This is a genomic window from Planotetraspora thailandica (genome assembly GCF_016863335.1).
Classification (GTDB): domain Bacteria; phylum Actinomycetota; class Actinomycetes; order Streptosporangiales; family Streptosporangiaceae; genus Planotetraspora; species Planotetraspora thailandica.
Genome location: NZ_BOOR01000008.1, coordinates 347,070 through 365,992, shown reverse-complemented (window position 1 = coordinate 365,992; position 18,923 = coordinate 347,070). Strand labels below are relative to the sequence as shown.

Annotated in this window: 16 protein-coding genes and 1 other RNA gene; 10 read left to right on the top strand and 7 right to left on the bottom strand. The window is 71.0% G+C overall.

All coding sequences use genetic code 11. From position 1 onward, the window contains the following. Positions 1-60: 60 nt before the first annotated feature. Positions 61-1,230: a S1 family peptidase gene (locus tag Pth03_RS08705; RefSeq protein WP_239118862.1), complete on the top strand. Its 1,170-nt coding sequence runs from the start codon at positions 61-63 to the stop codon at positions 1,228-1,230. On the opposite strand, the gene dprE2 is transcribed toward Pth03_RS08705, so the two are convergent. Next, positions 1,227-1,976: a decaprenylphospho-beta-D-erythro-pentofuranosid-2-ulose 2-reductase gene (gene dprE2, locus Pth03_RS08700; protein ID WP_203943605.1), complete on the bottom strand. Its 750-nt coding sequence runs from the start codon at positions 1,974-1,976 to the stop codon at positions 1,227-1,229. The genes Pth03_RS08705 and dprE2 overlap by 4 nt on opposite strands. 59 nt (positions 1,977-2,035) lie before the next feature. After that, positions 2,036-2,740 (bottom strand): SDR family oxidoreductase, encoded by a 705-nt coding sequence (locus tag Pth03_RS08695; RefSeq protein ID WP_203943604.1) that lies wholly within the window; start codon positions 2,738-2,740, stop codon positions 2,036-2,038. A 76-nt stretch (positions 2,741-2,816) separates the two neighbouring features. Here Pth03_RS08695 and Pth03_RS08690 point away from each other — a divergent pair, with 76 nt between their 5' ends. Continuing rightward, positions 2,817-3,404: a TetR/AcrR family transcriptional regulator gene (locus tag Pth03_RS08690; protein WP_203943603.1), complete on the top strand. Its 588-nt coding sequence runs from the start codon at positions 2,817-2,819 to the stop codon at positions 3,402-3,404. Between the two features lie 49 nt (positions 3,405-3,453). Here the strand turns inward: Pth03_RS08690 and Pth03_RS08685 are convergent, their stop codons facing one another. Next, positions 3,454-5,661: an acyl-CoA dehydrogenase family protein gene (locus tag Pth03_RS08685; protein ID WP_203943602.1), complete on the bottom strand. Its 2,208-nt coding sequence runs from the start codon at positions 5,659-5,661 to the stop codon at positions 3,454-3,456. Between the two features lie 57 nt (positions 5,662-5,718). Then, complete coding sequence (locus tag Pth03_RS08680; protein WP_203943601.1) at positions 5,719-6,630, bottom strand: hypothetical protein; 912 nt, start codon at positions 6,628-6,630, stop codon at positions 5,719-5,721. Positions 6,631-6,785: 155 nt separating this feature from the next. On the opposite strand from Pth03_RS08680, the gene Pth03_RS08675 reads away from it, so the two are divergent. Further along, positions 6,786-7,868, top strand: a complete 1,083-nt coding sequence (locus Pth03_RS08675; protein WP_203943600.1) for a S1C family serine protease — start codon at positions 6,786-6,788, stop codon at positions 7,866-7,868. Positions 7,869-7,961: 93 nt separating this feature from the next. Beyond that, positions 7,962-8,981, top strand: a complete 1,020-nt coding sequence (locus Pth03_RS08670; protein WP_203943599.1) for an adenosine deaminase — start codon at positions 7,962-7,964, stop codon at positions 8,979-8,981. Between the two features lies 1 nt (position 8,982). On the opposite strand, the gene Pth03_RS08665 is transcribed toward Pth03_RS08670, so the two are convergent. Next, positions 8,983-9,621 (bottom strand): GntR family transcriptional regulator, encoded by a 639-nt coding sequence (locus Pth03_RS08665; protein WP_239118861.1) that lies wholly within the window; start codon positions 9,619-9,621, stop codon positions 8,983-8,985. A 153-nt stretch (positions 9,622-9,774) separates the two neighbouring features. Between Pth03_RS08665 and Pth03_RS08660 the strand changes: the two genes are divergently transcribed. The 6 genes from Pth03_RS08660 to Pth03_RS08635 all read left to right on the top strand — a co-directional run bounded on the left by Pth03_RS08660 (position 9,775) and on the right by Pth03_RS08635 (position 16,039). Then, the gene (locus Pth03_RS08660) at positions 9,775-10,713 is read left to right on the top strand and encodes a helix-turn-helix domain-containing protein (RefSeq protein WP_203943597.1); all 939 of its coding nucleotides are present in this window, start codon (positions 9,775-9,777) and stop codon (positions 10,711-10,713) included. 151 nt (positions 10,714-10,864) lie between these two features. Beyond that, the gene (locus Pth03_RS08655; protein WP_203943596.1) at positions 10,865-12,067 is read left to right on the top strand and encodes a hypothetical protein; all 1,203 of its coding nucleotides are present in this window, start codon (positions 10,865-10,867) and stop codon (positions 12,065-12,067) included. After that, positions 12,064-12,387, top strand: coding sequence for a nuclear transport factor 2 family protein (locus Pth03_RS08650; protein WP_203943595.1), 324 nt, complete (start codon positions 12,064-12,066; stop codon positions 12,385-12,387). Before Pth03_RS08655 ends, Pth03_RS08650 begins: the two co-directional genes overlap by 4 nt. 27 nt (positions 12,388-12,414) lie before the next feature. Then, complete coding sequence (locus tag Pth03_RS08645; protein WP_203943594.1) at positions 12,415-12,924, top strand: (2Fe-2S)-binding protein; 510 nt, start codon at positions 12,415-12,417, stop codon at positions 12,922-12,924. Continuing rightward, positions 12,921-13,910 (top strand): FAD binding domain-containing protein, encoded by a 990-nt coding sequence (locus tag Pth03_RS08640; protein WP_203943593.1) that lies wholly within the window; start codon positions 12,921-12,923, stop codon positions 13,908-13,910. The genes Pth03_RS08645 and Pth03_RS08640 overlap by 4 nt, the downstream gene beginning before the upstream one ends. Next, the gene (locus Pth03_RS08635) at positions 13,907-16,039 is read left to right on the top strand and encodes a xanthine dehydrogenase family protein molybdopterin-binding subunit (protein ID WP_203943592.1); all 2,133 of its coding nucleotides are present in this window, start codon (positions 13,907-13,909) and stop codon (positions 16,037-16,039) included. The genes Pth03_RS08640 and Pth03_RS08635 overlap by 4 nt, the downstream gene beginning before the upstream one ends. Before the next feature lie 204 nt (positions 16,040-16,243). Here Pth03_RS08635 and ssrA read toward each other — a convergent pair. Next, positions 16,244-16,629: a transfer-messenger RNA gene (ssrA, locus tag Pth03_RS08630) on the bottom strand. A 289-nt stretch (positions 16,630-16,918) separates the two neighbouring features. Next, entirely contained in the window at positions 16,919-18,922 is a 2,004-nt protein-coding gene (locus Pth03_RS08625) for an NTF2-like N-terminal transpeptidase domain-containing protein (RefSeq protein ID WP_239118860.1), read from the bottom strand. Position 18,923 lies beyond the last annotated feature (1 nt).

Below are 18,923 nucleotides of genomic sequence, written 5' to 3'. Positions count from 1 at the left end.
GCTTGCGTGTTCAGGCGATCACTCACCGGTAGATTCTGGCTCCTCGACGAGAGGAGAACCATGGCCCACAGGCGTACGACGGCCGCCGGATGCGTCCTGACGATGAGCGTTCTACTCGCGGCTCCCGCCTTCGCGGACCCGCCGCCACAGAGTCCGCGGTCTGAGGAGCCGGCCGGCGCGCCCTTCGACCCCGCGCCCGCCATGCTCGACGCGATGACCCGCGACCTCGGCCTGACCGCCGGACAGGCCACGACCCGCCTCGCCAACGAGTCGCGCGCGAGTGCGACCGAATCGCGGCTGCGCGCCCGGCTCGGCGACTCCTTCGCGGGCGCGTGGGTCACGGGGCTCGCCTCCGAGACCCTCGTCGTGGCGACGACGGACGCCTCACAGAGCGAGGTCGTCACCGAGGCCGGGGCGCAGCCGAAGGTCGTCGACCACCCGCTCTTCGCGCTCGACGCCGCCAAGAACGCCCTCGACCAGGCCGCTCCCAACGCGCCCGCGGGCACCCCCGTCTGGTACGTCGACGTGCGCGCCAACCGCGTCGTCGTGTTGTCGTCCCAGCCCGAGAAGGCGCAGGCGTTCGTGGACGCCAGCGGTGCGAACGTCTCGCTCGTGCGGGTGGAGCGCTCGTCGGAGACGCCCAGGCTCTATTACGACCTGCGCGGCGGCGACGCCTATTACATCGGAGGCTCGGCCCGCTGCTCGGTCGGCTTCTCCGTGCTTCGCGGCGCCGAGCGAGGGTTCGTGAGCGCCGGGCACTGCGCGCTGGCGGGCACCACCACGACCGGCTTCAACCAGGTGAGCCAGGGCGCCTTCCGGGGGTCTTCCTTCCCCGGCGACGACTACTCCTGGGTCGCCGTCAACGACCAGTGGACGCCCCGGCCGTGGGTGATCAGCGGCGGAGGAACCCTCACGGTCAACGGCGCGAGCACCGCCGTCGAAGGCTCCTCCGTCTGCCGGTCCGGCTCCACCACCGGGTGGCGTTGCGGCACCGTGCAGCAGCGCGGCGCGAGCGTCACCTACCCGCAGGGCACCGTCTACGAGCTGACCCGCACCAACGTGTGCGCCGAGCCCGGCGACTCCGGCGGCTCCTTCGTGACCGGCGACCAGGCTCAGGGCGTGACCTCCGGCGGCTCGGGCAACTGCTCCTCCGGCGGCACCACCTATTTCCAGCCCGTGGGCGAGATCCTCTCCGCGTACGGCCTCAGCCTCGTCACCGGCCGGACCTAGCGAGGAAGGCGACGCCAGATAGCACGCGGCAGCAGGCGCATGACGGCGAACGCCGGCCGCATCCGCCGGGGTGCCCACACCGTGCGCCTGCCCGACCGGAGGCCCTTGACGATCGCGTCGGCCACGACGTCCACGGTCGCGGACATGGGCGCCGGCGGCAGGCCCGCGGTCATCCGCCCGATGACGAAACCCGGGCGGACGACCACGACCCTCGCGCCCGAGCCGTGCATCGCGTCCGCCAACCCCTGGGCGAAGCCGTCCAGGCCCGCCTTGGCCGAGCCGTACACGAAGTTGGCCTTGCGCACCCGCACGCCGGCGACCGACGAGAGCACCACGAGCGTGCCGTGGCCCTGCTCGCGCAGCCGGCCCGCCACGGCCAGCCCGGCGGACACGTGCCCGCCGAAGTTGACCGCGACGTCCCTGGCCGCGGCGACCGGGTCGGCGTCGTAGTCGGCCTGGCGGCCCAGCACCCCGAAAGCCGAGACGACGACGTCGAGGTCGCCGAGCCGGGCCGCCGCCTCCTCGACGAGCGCGGGGTGGGTCTCCGGGCGGGACGCGTCGAAGTCGGTCACGTGGACCCGCGCCCCCAGCGCCCGGAGACGCTCCGCGGGAGCCGTTCCGCCGCGCGCGGCCAGCATGACGTCGCGGGCGCCGTCGCGGACCAGCCGCTCGACGACGGCCAGGCCGATCTCGCTTCGGCCGCCGAGCAGCAGCACGGTGCCCACCTGACCCAACGCGTTCCTCATGCGCGCCTCCTCACGAGAACACCATCTCGCGAAGCCGGGGCGGATCGCGCCGTAGGTCCCTAGCTGATCGGCACCGCGTAGGTCTCCTCGATCGTGCCGGCGAGGCTGGCCCGTACCTTGCGGGTGACCTCGTCGGCGAGCACCTCGTCACGGCCGTCGAGCAGCGCCTGCATGGTCTGCGCGGCGACGTCCTCCGTGGTGATCTTCGGGGCGTCCGTCCACGCGCTCAGGTCGGTGTCGACGTAGCCGGAGTGCACACCGACGACGAGCGTCCCCTGCTCGGCGAGCGCGAGGCGCAACGCGTTGGTCAGCGACCACTGCGCAGCCTTGGAGGCCGAATAACCGGGCGCGAACGGCAACGGGCGCCACGAGACCAGGGAGAGCATGGTGACCAGCGCGCCGCCGCCGTTGCTCGCGAGCACCGGGGCGAACGCGCGGGAGACCGCCCAGGTGCCGAAGTAGTTGACCTCCATGGCTCTGCGCGCGTCGTCGAAAGGCCCGTCGATCAGCTGCGCGGCCGAACTCACCCCCGCGTTGTTGATCACGATCTGCGCGTCTCCTGCGAGTTCGGCTGCCGCCGCGACCTGGTCCGGGTCGGTGACGTCGAGCAGCAGGGGCGTCAGCCGAGGATCCGTGATGGCGCCGAGGTCGCGGGTGCCGGCGTAGACCTTCGCCGCGCCGTGGTCGAGCAGCGCCTGGGCGAAGGCCCGGCCGATTCCCCTGTTCGCGCCGGTGACGAGCCCGACTGCTCCCTGAATACGCATGATCATTCCCCATCTCACGAGAGTAGACCGATCGGTCGATTCACTATAGATAGACCGAGTGGTCTATAGTCAAGTCGTGGAAACGACACGCATCGCGAAGGCGACCAGGGCGGGCGGGCCGCGCGACCGCCTCATGTGCGCCGCGAAGGAGCTGACCTACCGCGACGGCATGCAGGTCGGAGTCGACGCCATCCTCACTGCGGCGGACGTCGCCCGGCGTTCGCTGTACCAGCACTTCGGCGGCAAGGACGGCCTCGTCGCGGAGATGCTGAAGGAGGAGGGCGAGCGCATGGAGCAGATCTACGCCGACGCCCTGGCCGCCGGCGGAGACGACCCCCGCGAACGGTTGCGCGCGCTCTTCGCGTTCCTCGAGAAGCTCCCGGACGCACCGGGATATCGCGGCTGCCGCTTCGTCAACGCCGATCTCACGCTCGCCGACCCCGGCCACCCCGCGCACGACGTGGTTCGCGCCCACAAGCAGCGCCGACGCGAGATGCTCGAGGCCGAGTTGCGCGCCGCCGGACATCCCGATCCCGTGACGGCAGGCATCCAGCTGGAACTACTGATCGACGGTGCCGCCGTCAACGCGGCCCTGCGTCCCGAAGAACGGCACACCGTCGCGGCAGGCCTGCTCGCGCAAATTGTGATCGACCAGGGCTCGTGAGCCGGACCGGGCCGGGCGCCGTACGGCCCGGCCCGTTTCACCGCATGGACTACTTGCCCGGTTCGGGGTCGCGCGGCAGGCCCAGCATGCGCTCACCGATGATGTTGAGCTGCACCTCGGTCGTGCCGCCGTAGATCGTCATCGCGCGGGTGGCGAGGACTGCGCGGTTCCAGTAGCCGGCGTCGCCGAGTTTCCAGTCGGCGGCGGTGACCGCGGCGGCGCCGAGCAGGTCGACGGCCGTCTCCGACACGTGCTGTGCATGCGACGTGGACAGCAGCTTGCGCACCGAGGCGTCGGCACCGGGCTCGGACCCGGCGAGCTGCTTGAGGGTCACGCGCAGCGACAACGCGTTGATCGAGTGCCCCTCGCACACCACCGCCGCGACCTGCTGCCGCTCGACGGGGGTCAGGTCCCTGCCGAGGCGGCCGGCCAGGCCGAGCAGGTCGGGCACCGAGGCCCCGGTGCCGCCGGAGCCCGCCGACAACGACACCCGCTCGTTCGACAGCGTGTTGCGGGCGACCCGCCAGCCCTCGTTCACCTGGCCGACGACCAGGTCGTCGGGCACGAAGACGTCGTCGAGGAAGACCTCGTTGAACAGGTTCTCCCCCGTCATCTCGGTCAGCGGGCGCACGGTGACACCCGGCGCCTTCATGTCGACGAGGAAGTACGTGATGCCGTCGTGCTTGGGCTTCGAGGCGTCGGAGCGGGCGATGCAGATGCCCCACTCGGCCACGTGCGCGACCGAGGTCCAGATCTTCTGGCCGTTGAGCCTCCAGCCCCCCTCGACCTTCTCCGCCTTCATCTGCAGCGAGGCGAGGTCGGAGCCGGCGCCGGGCTCCGAGAAGAGCTGGCACCACACCGTCTCGCCGCTCAGCGTGCCGGGCAGGAAACGCTCCTGCTGGTCCGGCGTGCCGTACGAGACGATGGACGGCACGACCCACGCACCGATGATCATCTGCGGTGGCTTGATCTTGGCCGCCCTGATCTCCTGATGGATGAGCACCTGCTCAAGCGGCGACGCGTCCCTGCCCCACGGCCTGGGGAGGTGCGGCATGACGAACCCGGCGCCCGCGAGTGCCCGCTTCTGCTCGACGCCCTCCAGCGCGGCGATCTCGGCGAGTTCGGCCCTGATGGCGGCGCGCAGCGGCTCCGACTCCTCGGGCAGGTCGATGTCCGTGGAACGGCTCACGCCGTTCAGGGCGAGCGAGGCGACGGTCTCGGCCCACTCGGCGGACGGGCCGAGCAGCGCGCGGACGGTCAGCGCCCGGCGGTAGTACAGGTGGGCCTCGTGCTCGAAGGTGTAACCGATGCCGCCGAAGGTCTGGACGGCGTCCTTGGCGCACTGGACGGCCGCGTCGGGAGCGGTTACGCCCGCAATGGCACAGGCGTAGGCGAGCTCGTCGCCCGTGGCCCGGGTGGCGTCCCAGACGGTGGCCCGCGCCTGCTCCAGCGCCACGAGCATCCGCGAGAGCTTGTGCTTGATGCCCTGGAACTGGCCGATCGGCCGGCCGAACTGCACGCGGACCTTTGCGTAGTCGGCCGCGGCGGACACGCACCAGGCCGCGACGCCCGTCGCGTCGGCGCCGAGCACGATCGCCGCCAGGTTGAGCACGCCGGGGCCTTCCAGCCCGTCGAGGACCCGCTCCGCCGGTACGGCCAGGCCCTGGACCTCGACCTTGGCGACGCCTCGCGTGAGGTCGAGCGACCTGATCGGGGTGATCGTGGCCTGGGCGGCGTCGATCGCCACCCACTCCTCGCCGAGATCGGTCGAGACCGGCAGGACGAGCACGTCGGCGAGGGCCGCGCCGAGCACCGGCTCGGCGGCGCCGCTGATCGTCAGAACGCCGTCCTCGCGTACGCCGGTGAGCGAGCCCGTGAGGGCGACCGCCCCGGTGAGCGATCCGCCGGCGAGGCCGGGCAGCAGTTCGGCGTGGGCCTTGCCGTCCGAGCCGAGGATCGCGGCGCTCGCCAGCACGGTCGGCACATACGGCCCCGGCGCCACGCGCTCGGCCAGGGCCTCGATCACGACCGCGGCCTCCAGCAGCCCGTAGCCGGAGCCGCCGTGCTCTTCGGGGATGTGCAGGCCGAGCAGGCCCTGGTCGGCGAGACCCGCCCAGAACGCGGGCCGCGTCTCGACGCCCGAGCCGTTGAGATCGCCGACGGCCCCGCGTACCACCTCGACGGGAATGTTGCGCTCGGCCCATCCCGTCACCGACTCGCGGAGCGCCTCATGCTCCTCGCTCAGCCCGATCGCCATGTGATTCCTCCGCCGCTAGACCCTTATAGAACCATATTCTAGAACAAGGTTCGCGGGCTAGATCGGGCGTACTCCCTCGGCGAGGGCGTTCAGATCGGGCAGCAGGGCCTTGTCGGTGTCGGGCACCGTCGCCCAGAGCATGGCGGGCTTCGCCTGGCCGGTGCCGATCACCGCGACGACGGCCTGCGAGGTGTGCGGCTTCCCGTCGACGACATAGGTGATCTTGTAGCCGAGCAGCCAGCCGATGCCGTTCTGCGCCGGCTGAGAGGCCGTCCACACGAGCCTGCCGCCCGGCGGCTGGCTGCGCAGCGTCCACTGAGCCGCCTTGCCGGCGTAGTAGCGATAGTCCGAATAGGACGAGAGCCGCTTGGGCGCGGCCCCCGGAAGGCGGCTGGAAGCGATCATCGCCTGCCCCTTCCGCATGACCCCCGACCGCTGCACGAACGAATACGGCTTGGGATCGGCCTTCGACCACGGCTCCCCGAACCGGGGATAGGCGATGCCCGCCGTACGGTCGACGACCGGCGCGACGACGGTCGTGGCGGTCCCCGGGAGGGCCGGCAGTCTCTTCTCGCCCCTGGGCAGCTTGGGCAACGCCGACGACGCAGGCGACGAAGGCGACGCGGGCGAGGCACTGCCCGTCACGGCCGCCGAGGGGGTGACCTGCGCCCCGGCCTGGTGGATCTGCTCGACCTCGGCGTGCTTCTGGCTGAAGAAGATGAGGAAGACCAGGCCCACTGTGACAACGGTCGCGACGGCGGCGACGGTGGCGACGGTGGCGTATAGGCCGACGGGCAGGTCGCCGGACGACGACCCCGACCGTGTGCCGTGAACCGACCCGTGCCGGGAGCCACGCGCGACGGGGGGTGTCTGCCGCTGGTCCTCGGGACGCACCCGGGGCATCGGGGTGGTCGTCGCCTCGGAGGACCGGATGAAAGGCCGCCCGGCTTGCTCCCTGCCCTCCGCCATGCTGGAAGGTTACGACACAAATACCACCTTTTGCGGGTACTCACATCACGCTTCAGCCGTCCCGAACCCCCACCTTGGAAGGTCCCAGGTCACGGGCCCACCCTGCCCTGGCGCGTTGCGTTGGTTACCCGTGCCCGCCTCGATAGACAGGGGCCATGGGAATCTTCCGGGGGGCCGGCCGTGTCACGGCGGCACTGGCGATGGTCGCGATCGCCTCATGCGGAGGCGGCGCGGAGCGACTGGAAACCGGCGCCGCCACCGCGACCGGCAGAGCTCTCTCCACCACGTCCGTTTCCGGCGCTCCCGAAGCAGTCGCGATCGAGACGGCGCTGGAACAGGTGATCAAGAAGGTCCTTCCCTCGATCGTGCAGATCACCACGAACCAGGGCCTGGGCTCCGGCATCGTGTACGACACTGCGGGCCACATCGTGACGAACGCCCATGTCGTGGGAACGTCGAAAGAGTTCCAGGTCACCCTCGCGTCGGGAGGCCAGCCCCGGAAGGCCACGCTGGTCAACGCCTTCCCGGCCGGCGATCTCGCGATGATCAAAGTGGAGGACACGCGCGGGCTCACCCCGGCCGCCTTCGGCCGCTCGGCCGAGATCCAGGTCGGCCAGATCGTGCTCGCCATGGGCAACCCGCTCGGCTTCTCCGGCAGCGTCACCCAGGGCATCGTGTCGGCGCTCGGCCGCACGGTGTCGGGCCACGGCCCGAACGGCACGCCGGGGGCGACGATCACCAACGCCATCCAGACGTCCGCCCCGATCAACCCCGGCAACAGCGGCGGCGCGCTCGTCAACCTGTCGGGGCAGGTCATCGGCATCCCCACCCTGTCGGCGGTCGACCCCGAGCAGGGCGCGGCGCCCGGCATCGGATTCGCCATCCCGAGCGACACGGCCACCGATGTGGCCGGGCAGATCATCAAGTACGGCCGGGTCGTCAACAGCAGGCGCGCCGCCCTGGGTGTGCGCGTGGGAACGGCGGTCGACAACTACGGCAACCCACTCGGCGCGGTCGTCGGCTCCGTCACGCCGGGAGGCGGCGCGGCCAAGGCGGACATCAAGCCCGGTGACGTGATCGTCGGTGTCGGCGGGGCGCCGACCCCGACCGCGAACGCGTTGTCCCAGGTCCTCGCCACACTGAAACCGGGCGACCGCGTCGAGGTGCGACTGCTCCACCCGGACGGGCGCACCACCACCGTGAAGGTCATGCTCAGCGAGCTGTCGGCCGGCGGCTGAGCCCCCGAACGAACGGACAAACCTAACAAAATCATGCGAGAAATGGCCTTTTCGCTTGGTAGTGGACGATGACCGCTTGTTACGGTCGTTGCCGTGCTCACCCCTGAACTCACGGAATTCATCGCCGGCCTGCCCAAGGCCGAACTGCACGTCCACCACGTGGGCGCCGCCTCCCCGCGGATCGTCGCGGAGCTGGCCGCCCGCCACGAGGGCACGACCACGGTGCCCGCCGACCCGGCTCTCCTGGAGAGTTATTTCGACTTCCGCGACTTCGCGCACTTCGTCGAGGTCTACGTGTCCGTCGTGGACCTCATCAGGGAGCCCGACGACCTGTGGGCGCTGATCCACGGCGTCGGGCGTGACCTGGCGGGCCAGCAGGTGCGCTACGCGGAGCTGACCGTCACCCCCTACACCCACCTCCTGCGAGGCTTCGCCCCCGAGGAGTTCTGCGAGATCATCGAGGACGCCCGCCACCGGGTCGAGGCCGACTTCGGCACGACACTGCGCTGGATCTTCGACATTCCCGGCGAATTCGGCGTGGAAAGCGCCGACCGCACCCTGGCGATCGCCCTCGACCAGCGGCCGGACGGGCTGATCGGATTCGGCCTGGGCGGGCCGGAGATCGGCGTCCCCCGCGCCCTGTTCGCCTCCCACTTCGCCGCCGCCAGAGCGGCCGGGTTGCGCTCGGTGCCCCACGCCGGCGAGACGACGGGCGCGCAGACCATCTGGGACGCCGTCAACGAGCTCGGCGCCGAACGGATCGGCCACGGCGTGCACAGCGTGCAGGACCCCGCGCTGATGGAACACCTCGCGGCGAGCGGCATCGTCCTGGAGGTCTGCCCGACCTCCAACATCCGCACGCGCGCCGTGCCGAGCCTGGCCGAACATCCCCTGCCCGAGCTCGTCAAAGCGGGTGTGCCCGTCACGATCAACTCCGACGACCCGCCGATGTTCGGGACCACCCTCAACCAGGAGTACGGCGTGGCCGCCGAGTTGCTCGGCCTCGACCGGGACGGGGTGGCCGATCTCGCCCGCTCCGCCGTACGGGCGTCCTTCATGTCCCCCGAGGGCAAGCGCGCACTGCTCGCCGAGATCGGCGCCTACGCGAACTAGCTCAGAACTCGTCCGCCCCGGCCACCTGGGCGATGGGGAAGACATGCCGGGAGGCGGCGCAGATCGTCTCCAGGACATGGATCGGGACGTCGTCGGCCGAATACCCTGCGCGGACGATCTGGACGACCCACTCGCCGGGATCGAGTTCGAGCACGGCCGCCTCGTCCTCCGTGGGCGGCCGCGCGGTCAGGTGCTCCTCTGCCCTGCCGAAACGGTGCCCCAGCGCCTCGATCCCGGCCTGGAGGCTCGGCCGTACGAAGCCGGGCTCGCGGAGCGGCGTCCCGCCGAAGACGTCCAGCCGGAAGAAGCTCGTCGCGACCCGGACGGGCACGTCGTCGGCCAGCATCACCTTGCGGCGGGCCAGCACCTCGGTTCCCGGATCGACGCGGAGGGCCAGGGCGACGTGCTCCGACGCCGGCTCAGGTCCCACGTACACCATGCGCCGCCCGGCCCGGATGCCCTGCCGTCCGGCCTCGGTCATGAACAGGGACGCCGAGCCCCGCACGGCCGGGTCGGTGGGGAGGGCGCGCCGTACGAGGATGCGCGGCCGGCCTTGTCGAGGGGGCCGGATCGCCTCGTCTCCCGACACCGTCCCGCCTCGTGCCTGATCGTCCACGGCCTCCCGGTCTCCCTTCGTCACCTCAGTGACTCTAACCACGCGGGCTTCCGCCGGGGACACGGGCCGCGCCCGGGCGTCTTCTTCCCGCAGAGGACGTACGCGGAAAGGGACGGTTCGCGTAAAGGAACGCCCCCGTTGACCTCGCATTATCATCGCTACCGTAAGTTGGTAACAATGATTAGCGGCGGTCCTGATCGCGAACCACAGGGGCGGGTGGAGACTCCCTTCGCCCACAGCATGCTGGCCGAGCTCGCGCTTCCGGCCACGCGGGTGCTGTGCAGCGGGAAACTGGGCTGGCAGGGCATGCTGGCCCGCACCTACGTCGATCCGCCGTGCGCGGAGCAGTTCACCACCCCGCAGTCGAGCGATCTGCTGGTCGTGGTGGTCACCAGCGGGACGTACACCATCGAGAGCCGCAAGGGCCGCAACTGGCAGCACGCGACCTACCATCCCGGCGCCGTCGGGGTGACCGCGCCCGGCAACGTGAGCGTGCTGCGCTGGCAGACCGCGTCCGCGCAGCGACTGGAGTCGCTGCACATGCACCTGGGCGCGGACCTGCTCGAGCAGACCTCCGACGCGCTCGGCGGGAAGGGCTCGTGGCAGCGACGGCTGCCGGACACTCTGCTGCTGGACGACCCCCTCGTCGCGGCCGCGGGCCGCGCGGTCTGCCGGGCGCTGCACGAGCGCGCGCCGGCTCTGTACGCCGACTCGATCGCGCAGGCGATCGCCACGCACCTGCTGTACGGCCCGGAGCCCGAGATCGCCGCCGAGGTGCGACCGGCCGCGTTCGGCGAGTCGGCGCTGCGGCGCGTCACCGCCTACATGCACGAGCACCTGCACGAGGACGTGAGTCTCGACGACCTCGCCGCGCAGGCGAACATCAGCAAGTACTACTTCCTGCGCACGTTCGCCAAGACGACCGGTTTCACCCCGCACCGCTACCTTGTCCAGCTGCGGATGAGCCGGGCCGCCGACCTGCTCCGCGACACCGTCCACCCGGTGCTGGACATCGCCATGGCCTGTGGCTACCACAGCCCCACGCAGTTCACGGCCGCCTTCCGCCGGCGCTTCGGCCTGTCCCCCACGGAGTTCCGCCGCCAGTTCCAGAGATGATCGCGGCGCCGAGGCCGTGCAGCGCAATCCTGGGCCAAAATCTGGCAATTCATGGACACAACGGTCAGGCCGCGCCCGACATGCTGGGGGATGTGCGCCCATTCACCTGTGTACCGTTCGCCCCGATCGCGGGTACGGTCGCCGTCGCCTCATGACCGGCGCCGGCCTCGCTGAACCGCAGGACATGTCCCCCGGTTCGCGGCGGCGCGGCTACCGGCGGACGCCTCCGCTGTCCGCCCGCCCGGCGCTGAGCGAACCCGGCGCGGTCGCCTCAGAGCCCGCCCGCGGACGGGCGCAGCCGCTGCTCAGCCTCACCGGCCTGGTCTTCGTCGTGCCGCTGTTCTTCCTGCTCGCCTTCGGCGCGGGCGGCGCGGAGAGATCGCTGGAGGTGCTCGCGCCGCTGACGACGTTCGCGCTTCCCGCGATCGCGATGATCGCGTTCTGGTGGGAGGACTGGCCGGGCAGCTCTTTGCGGGCGGGCTGGGCCGGGCTGACCGACACCCTGATCATCGTGGTCGCCGGGGTGGTCCTCGCCCTCGCCGGCCAGGCGATCGTGGCGACCGTCGACGTGCACGCCCTCTTCGACCCCGACCTGGGCGCCGGCCACGTGACGACGTTCCCGCACACGATGCCGCTGGCCGCTGGAGCGTTCGTCGCGATGCTGCAGCTCACGATGGTGTCGGAGGGCTGGCCGCTGCGCGGGCTCGGCAGGGTGCGGTCGGGCGTCGCGGCCCTGCTGGTCAGCTGGGTGGTCGCCGTGGCGGCGTATCTGATCCTGCTCGACGTGCACGACGAGCCGGTGGCCCTGCCTGGCGGCCTGCGCGACCTCGCCGGCCCCGTCGCGCCCGGGGCGTACGGCGCCTGGCTGACCGCGGTGGGCGTCTGGCAGCTGGTGTTCTTCATGGCGCTGCGCGGCTGGCCGTTCTCCGCGATCCGGCGGCGCGGCCCGCGCCTGCTGACCGGCAACGCCGTGGTGCTGGCCTGCGGCTGGGCGACGTACCTGGTCATGCGCCACGGGCTCGGCTGGCCGTCCGAACGGGTCTTCGCCGTCAGCGGCTGTGCCGTCGCCGCCCTCCTGGTCGTGGCGATGCTGTTCGAGGCGTGGCCCTGGATCCGGCTGCTGTCCCCGCTTCCCGGGCGCACATGCGTGCTGGTCTCTGCGCTGGTCCTCACAGGGCTGCTGTACGGCGGGCTGACGGCGTACGCGGGAAACGTGGAGTGGGTGCGCGCGGCCCCTGACGACTGGGTGGGCTACGTCACGCTGAACGCGCTCGGCATGAGCGTGATCTTGCATGTGGCGATCTGGAGACGCTGGCCGGTGGCCACGGGAACGAGAAGAGAGAGGTCGCGATGACCGAGCATGTGCACCCGGCGGTCCAGGCGCTGCTGGACGCCGCGAACGACAACGACATCGACGCCTTCCTGGCGGGGTTCACCGCCGACGGCGTGGTGGACGACTGGGGCAGGAAGTTCCACGGCGCGGATCACATCCGGAGCTGGAGCGACGCCGAGTTCATCGGCATGAAGGTGAGCCTCGACGTGCGCGAGGTGGAGCAGCGGGGAGGGGAGACCGTCGTCACCGCATATGTTGGAGGGAACGGGTTCAACGGCCCAAGCCACTTCGCCTTCCTCGTCGACGGCGACCTCGTGTCGCGCATGACCATCCGCGCCTAGACGCGATCGACATCAAGGAAGAGAACCATGGACGTGGAAATCCTGCTGCGGGTGGACGGGAAAGAGCACCGGCTCACCGTCGACACCCGTACGACGCTGCTGGACGCCCTGCGTGAGCGGTTGGGCAACACCAGCCCGAAGAAGGGCTGTGACCACGGGCAGTGCGGCGCCTGCACCGTCCTGATGAACGGGCAGCGGGTGACGAGCTGCCTGGTGCTGGCGGTCGCCGGCGAGGGCGCGGAGATCGTCACCGCGGAGGGGCTCGCCGAGGGTGACGAGCTGCACCCGGTGCAGCGCGCCTTCATCGCCCACGACGCCTTCCAGTGCGGTTACTGCACCCCCGGCCAGGTCGTCTCCGCCGTGGCCATGATGCGTGAGGCGCAGGCCGGCTGGCCGAGCGTCGTGACCGAGGACCTCGACGCCGACGTGGTCGTGCTCGACGACAGGGAGATCGCGGAGCGGATGAGCGGCAACCTGTGCCGGTGCGCCGCCTACGCCAACATCGTGCCCGCCATCGCGGAGGTGGCGCGGCCATGAAGCCCTTCCGCTACGAGCGCGCCGACGACGTCGCGTCGGCCGTCGCCACCGTCACCGATGATCCGCGCGCGGCCTTCCTCGCGGGCGGTACGAACCTCGTCGACCTGATGAAGATGGAGGTGGCGACGCCCGGCGTGCTGGTCGACGTCCGCCACCTGGTCTCCCACGACATCGAGGACCTGCCGGACGGCGGGCTGCGGATCGGCGCGGGGGTGAGCAACAGCATGGTGGCCGCCGACCGGCGGATCAGGCGCCTCTACCCGATGCTCTCCCAGGCGATCCTGGCCGGCGCCTCCTACCAGCTGCGCAACCTCGCCACCGCCGGCGGCAACTTCCTGCAGCGCACCCGCTGCGTGTACTACCGCGACATCGCCACCCCGTGTAACAAGCGCGAGCCGGGATCGGGGTGCTCCGCCCGGGGCGGCCACGAACGCGACCTGGCCATCCTCGGCGCCTCTGAGGCGTGCGCGGCCACCCATCCGTCCGACATGGCCGTGGCCATGGCCGCCGTCGACGCGGTGGTCCACACCCAGGGTCCCGCCGGGGAGCGGACGATTCCGGTGAACGAGCTGCTCCGGCTGCCAGGCGACGAGCCCTGGCGCGACAACGTTCTCGAGCGCGGGGAGCTGATCACGGCGGTCGACCTGCCGCCGCTCGCGGTCGCGGCCAACTCGCGCTACCGCAAGGTGCGCGACCGCGCGTCGTACGCGTTCGCGCTGGTCTCGGTGGCCGCCGCGGTCGAAGTCGCCGACGGCCTCGTCCGTGACGTACGCCTCGCCCTCGGCGGCGTGGCGCACAAGCCCTGGCGGGCGTTCACCGCCGAGCAGGCGCTGCTCGGCGCGCCCGCGACCGAGGAGAACTTCCACGCCGCCGCCGAGGCCGAGCTGGCCGGGGCGAGGCCGCTGCCGGGCAACGCCTTCAAGGTTCCGCTCGCCGCCAACACCATCGTCAGCATGCTGCGCGCCCTCACCGAGGAGGCACGATGACCGTCACCAGTGCCGGCCCGAGCGCCGTGGGCGCAGCCCTCGACCGCAAGGACGGCCCGCTCAAGGTCCGTGGGGCGGCGACGTACGCCGGCGAGTGGCCGGTGGACAATCCCGCCTACCTGTACCCGCTGCAGGCGACGATCGCGGCCGGGCGCATCACCGGCGTCGACGCGAGCGCCGCGCTCGACCTACCGGGCGTGCTCGGCGTGATCACCCACGTGAACGCCCCGAAGCTGGCCTGGGCCACCGACCCGGAGGTGGCGGTCCTGCAGTCCGACGAGGTCGCCTGGCGTGGCCAGATCGTCGGTGCCGTCGTGGCCGAGACGCTGGAGACCGCCCGCCACGCCGCCGGCCTGGTCCGGCTGGCGTACGAGCAGCGGCCGCACGACACCGAACTGCGGGCCGACCGCCACGACCTGCACCGGCCCCAGCACGCCGCCTTGTTCGGCGCGGCCCCCGGCGATCTCCAGGACGGCTCCCCGGCGGACAGCGCGCTCGGGGACGTCGACGCCGGTCTGGCCGAGGCGGCCTTCACGCTGGACGCGACGTACACGACGCCGATGAACCACCACAACCCGATGGAGCCGCACACCGGCATCGCCGTCTGGACCGACGATGAGATCACGCTCTACTGCTCCTCGCAGGGCGTGCACCTGCACAGAAGCCTGCTCGCAGGGGCGTTCGGAGTCGACGCGGCACGGATCCGCGCCATCTCGCCCCACGTCGGTGGCGGGTTCGGGTCGAAGGTGTACCCCGTCGTGTGGGGCACTCTCGCCCTCATGGGTGCGCAGCTCGTCCCGGGTCGGCCGGTGAAGTTCGCGCTCACCCGCCAGCAGATGTTCGCGCTGGTCGGCTACCGCCCCGCCACGATCCAGCGGGTCCGGCTCGGCGCCGACTCCGATGGCCGGCTCACCGCGATCGCGCACGACGTCATCCAGCAGACCGCCAGGGCCAAGGAGTACGCCGAGCAGACGGTGGGAGCCACCCGGGCGATGTACGCCGCGCCCAACCGGAGCACGACGACCCGGGTGGCCGCCCTGGACGTGCCCGTGCCCACCATCATGCGCGGGCCCGGCGAGGCCACGGGCATGTTCGCGCTCGAGTCCGCGATGGACGAGATGGCCTCCGCCGCCGGGCTCGACCCGATCGAGTTCCGGATCCGCAACGAGCCCGCGGTCCACCCCGAGCACGGCCTGCCGTTCTCCACCCGCAATCTGGTGGCCTGCCTGCGTGAGGGCGCGCGGCGGTTCGGCTGGGAGGGCCGCGACCCGGCTCCACTGTCCCGGCGCGAGAACGACTGGCTGGTCGGAACCGGCGTGGCCAGCTCGATCTACCCTTCGCCCCGCCTGCCCGGCAACAGCGCGTCGATCCACGCGGACGCCGACGGCCGTTACACCGTCCGGATCGGCGCCGCCGACATCGGCACCGGCACCTGGACGGCGCTCACCCAGATCGCCGCCGAGGCGCTGGGCGTAGGTGTGGAGGACGTGAACCTGGAGATCGGGGACACGAGCCTCCCGGTCGCGTCGAGCGCGGGCTTCTCGTCGGGCATCAACTGCTGGGGGTCGACCATCTACGCGGCGGCGGACGAGTTGCGCAAGCTCCTCGATTCCGAGCACGGCGGCATGGTGCCGGCCGAGGGCATCGAGGCCAGCGCCGACATGCCGGACAACCCATACATGGAGCAGTTCGCCATGTACAGCTTCGGCGCCCAGTTCGCCGAGGTCCGGGTGCACGAGGACACCGGCGAGATCCGGGTGCCGCGCCTGCTCGGCGTGTTCGACGCGGGGAGAATCATCAACCCGAAGACGGCGCGCTCGCAGCTCATCGGCGGAATGACGCAGGGACTGTCGATGGCTCTCCACGAGGCGAGCGTGATCGACCCGCGCTTCGGGCATGTGGTCAACAACGACCTCGGCGGCTACCACTTCGCCTCGAACGCCGACGTCGGCTCCGTCGAGGTTCACTACCTGGAGGAGCGCGACCCGTACACCAACCCGATGGGCTCCAAGGGCATCGGCGAGGTCTGCATCGTCGGCACCGCTGCGGCGATCGCCAACGCGGTCCACCACGCGACGGGGGTCCGCGTCCGCGATCTCCCCATCACCCTCGACAAACTGATCGTCTGACACGACGGCCGGCCACAAGAGCCGCCGATTCGCCGAAGCCGCCCGAGTGGAGGTCACCGGAGTCGTACGAGGGGGCGCAGGAAGCCGCGCAGGGCGCCTGCGCGGCACTGGGTGGGCCCCAGACCTCCCGAAAATGCGGGATCCCGTCCGATCCAGATGATCGGACGGGATCCCGTCTGCTTCGGGCCGTCTCAAGAACGGCCATCGTGGAGGTGGCGGGAATCGAACCCGCGTCCTTCAACACCAAGACAGGACTTCTCCGGGCGCAGCCTGTTGCGATTTTCTCGGCCCCGGCGATCTCACAGGCGAGTCGCCGACGGGCTCAGTCACTGTTTGGTTTCCCGATCAGCCCCGTGACCGGGTCGATCGGTTGAGCCTCCTAGCGATGTCAGATCCGGGCCGGAGGCGGTCCCGGGCTGACAGAGGTCACTCGCTGCTTAGGCGGCGAGAGCCAGGGAGCCCTGGCTGACCTCAGTGCGCATGTTATTGGCACTTATTGGTTTGCGGTCACAGTGTTAACGAGGTTATGTCCGCAGTCCTCGGCCCGCTTCCCCTGACTTGCAATGTCGAAGTCGAAACCGGTCACCCCCTGTTGAGTTGTCAATCCCCGGCGCGTGGCCGGGAAATGAACCCTACATTCTCAACGCCCAGGGCGCGAACCCAATTCCTCCCGGTACGGCGAAGCCCCCGGAACGCGGCATAGCACACGCCCCGGGGGCCGACCGGCAGGGTCGAGCCGGTCCGGACGGAAGGGCTCCCCCCGAGATGGAGCCCTGATCTCATCACGGTGACTGAGTCCGCAACCCCCCAAGCGGAGCCCAGTCGCCTAGAAAGACGCCGGTCGCCCCCCGAATGGTTGCTCGGCCCTTGTGACTTTTTTCAGGTCTCCGGCGGGAGATAGCGGAAGAAGTCTCCGGCGATGGCCGCCGACGACGCCACGTCGGTGCTGCTCGAGAGCACCGCCACCGCCGTATCGCCCTGCCAGCCGACGAACCAGGACAGGCTGATGCGGCGTTTCTTCACGACCTGGATCGCCCCGGACGAGATGCCGTACACGGGAAGGGCCTTGGCGCCCCTCTTCGCCTTGCCGGCCACTCCCAAGCCCGTGGCGATTCCGGTGGTGGCGCCGGCCCCGGCGGTGGACCCGGCCCCTGTGCCGGTCCCTGTGCCGGTGCCGGAGGCTGTACCGGTGGCCGCGGCGGCGGCCGGGCCGTACCGGACTCCCTGGCGCATGAGGATGCGCAGTGCCGCGACCGTCTTGGCGTCGAGGGTGACGGGGCGCGGCGGGATGGGCGGCGCCGTTTCGGCGGTGGGGTCGGGCGACGGCGGCGAGGTCACGAGCACCGGGGGCCGCCAGGTGCCCGACTGGACGGCGGCGGCCACCAGGGCCATCGACAGCGGACTCACCCGCACGCTCTGGCCGGCGATCAGCCTGGCCACGGCGGCGTCGGTGGTCGCCGCGGGCACGGACCCGCTGAAGGTCTTGAGCGGAAGCCCCCAGTCGCCGCCGAGGCCGTATTGCACGGCGCTGTCGGCGACCGCATGCCCGTTGACCCGCCGCGCGAGCGAGGCAAGGGCCGTCACACAGCCCTTGGCGAAGTCACCCGCGAAGGAGGGATTTGGGTTCGCGATGATGCCGGGCTGCACGAACCTCGCGCCGCCCACCGTCCTGTCGGCGCTGCACGGAACCTTCTGTGCGGGGTCGAACCCCTCTTTCAGCAGCGCGTCGGCGGCGAGGATGGAGAAGACCGTCCCGGGAGCGTATTTGCCCGCGAGAGCGTCCTGCTCCTGGTTGAGCTGGTTGGTGGACACCGCGCGGATCTCGCCGGTGGCCGCGTCGACCGCGACGAGCGCGGCCGCGCGGGACCCGCCGACGGCGGCGTCCGCCGCCCGCTGGACGTTGCTGTCGATCGTGGTCTGGACGGAGGTGTTCTTGCGCCCCGGCCAGGACTTGAGCTCCTTGACCTCGTTCGAGCTCGACGTGTCGAGGATGACGATGCGGGTCTCCGTGGACCCGGTGAGCTGGTCCTGGTAGGCCTTTTGCAGGCCGTCCCTGCCGACCGTGTCGCCCGCCCGCTGGGGACCGCCGAGCTGCTGCTCGGCCTCCGGCGTGATCGCCGCGACGCGCCCCACGATCTGCACGGGGGACTTCGGGGCGACCGGCGGGTTGTCGATCTGGGTGGTGAGGCCCTTGATCGCCGCCAGCTTGTTCTGGATGCTGGCGAACCTCGTGCGGCCGAAGGTGGCGAGGGGGACGAAGTCCTGCGGAGGGGACGACAGGATCCGGCTCAGCAGCCGGTCCTGGGCGAATCCCGTGATCTTCGAGAGCTCGGCGCACAGCTCGGCCGGGTCCTGGATCTTGCCGGGGTAGACGCCGGCCACATAGAGCGACGTCTCCTCCTGCAGCGGCTTGCCGGCCCGGTCGAGGATCGGCTTGCGCCCCTCGGGAACGGTCGCGACGGCGAGCCGCTGGCCCGGGTGCAGGTCGGGGTGCATGATGCTCGGCGACCACCGGACCTTCCACTCGCCTCCTACGAGATGCATCGGCAGGACGCCGTCGTACTCCCAGAGGGGGTTGTTCTCCCCCAGGTCGACCTGGGCGTGAAACTCGGCCTTGGAGTCGTCACCCGTGCGTTGGATGCCGGTGACCGAGAACCTGATCGAGGCGGCGTCGAGCTGGACGCCGAAGTTCTGCAGGGCGTTTCGCACGGCCGTGGGGTCGGCGTCCGCGCGGCTCGCCGCCTCCGCGTAGTCTCCCGTCTCCCACCCGACCAGGAAGTCGCGGACGGCCTCGTGCGGCGACGGCTCCTCAAAACACGCCGTCAGCATCGGCGCCACCAGGCCGATCGCCAGCACGGCCCGCATGACTCTGTGAACGGCCACG

Bases quoted from the DNA above. Each gene is read 5' to 3' on its own strand.
- Pth03_RS08705 (WP_239118862.1), top strand. From the start codon at position 61: ATGGCCCACAGGCGTACGACGGCCGCCGGATGCGTCCTGACGATGAGC.
- dprE2 (WP_203943605.1), bottom strand. From the start codon at position 1,976: ATGAGGAACGCGTTGGGTCAGGTGGGCACCGTGCTGCTGCTCGGCGGC.
- Pth03_RS08695 (WP_203943604.1), bottom strand. From the start codon at position 2,740: ATGCGTATTCAGGGAGCAGTCGGGCTCGTCACCGGCGCGAACAGGGGA.
- Pth03_RS08685 (WP_203943602.1), bottom strand. From the start codon at position 5,661: ATGGCGATCGGGCTGAGCGAGGAGCATGAGGCGCTCCGCGAGTCGGTG.
- Pth03_RS08680 (WP_203943601.1), bottom strand. From the start codon at position 6,630: ATGGCGGAGGGCAGGGAGCAAGCCGGGCGGCCTTTCATCCGGTCCTCC.
- Pth03_RS08675 (WP_203943600.1), top strand. From the start codon at position 6,786: ATGGGAATCTTCCGGGGGGCCGGCCGTGTCACGGCGGCACTGGCGATG.
- Pth03_RS08660 (WP_203943597.1), top strand. From the start codon at position 9,775: ATGATTAGCGGCGGTCCTGATCGCGAACCACAGGGGCGGGTGGAGACT.
- Pth03_RS08655 (WP_203943596.1), top strand. From the start codon at position 10,865: ATGACCGGCGCCGGCCTCGCTGAACCGCAGGACATGTCCCCCGGTTCG.
- Pth03_RS08650 (WP_203943595.1), top strand. From the start codon at position 12,064: ATGACCGAGCATGTGCACCCGGCGGTCCAGGCGCTGCTGGACGCCGCG.
- Pth03_RS08645 (WP_203943594.1), top strand. From the start codon at position 12,415: ATGGACGTGGAAATCCTGCTGCGGGTGGACGGGAAAGAGCACCGGCTC.
- Pth03_RS08640 (WP_203943593.1), top strand. From the start codon at position 12,921: ATGAAGCCCTTCCGCTACGAGCGCGCCGACGACGTCGCGTCGGCCGTC.
- Pth03_RS08635 (WP_203943592.1), top strand. From the start codon at position 13,907: ATGACCGTCACCAGTGCCGGCCCGAGCGCCGTGGGCGCAGCCCTCGAC.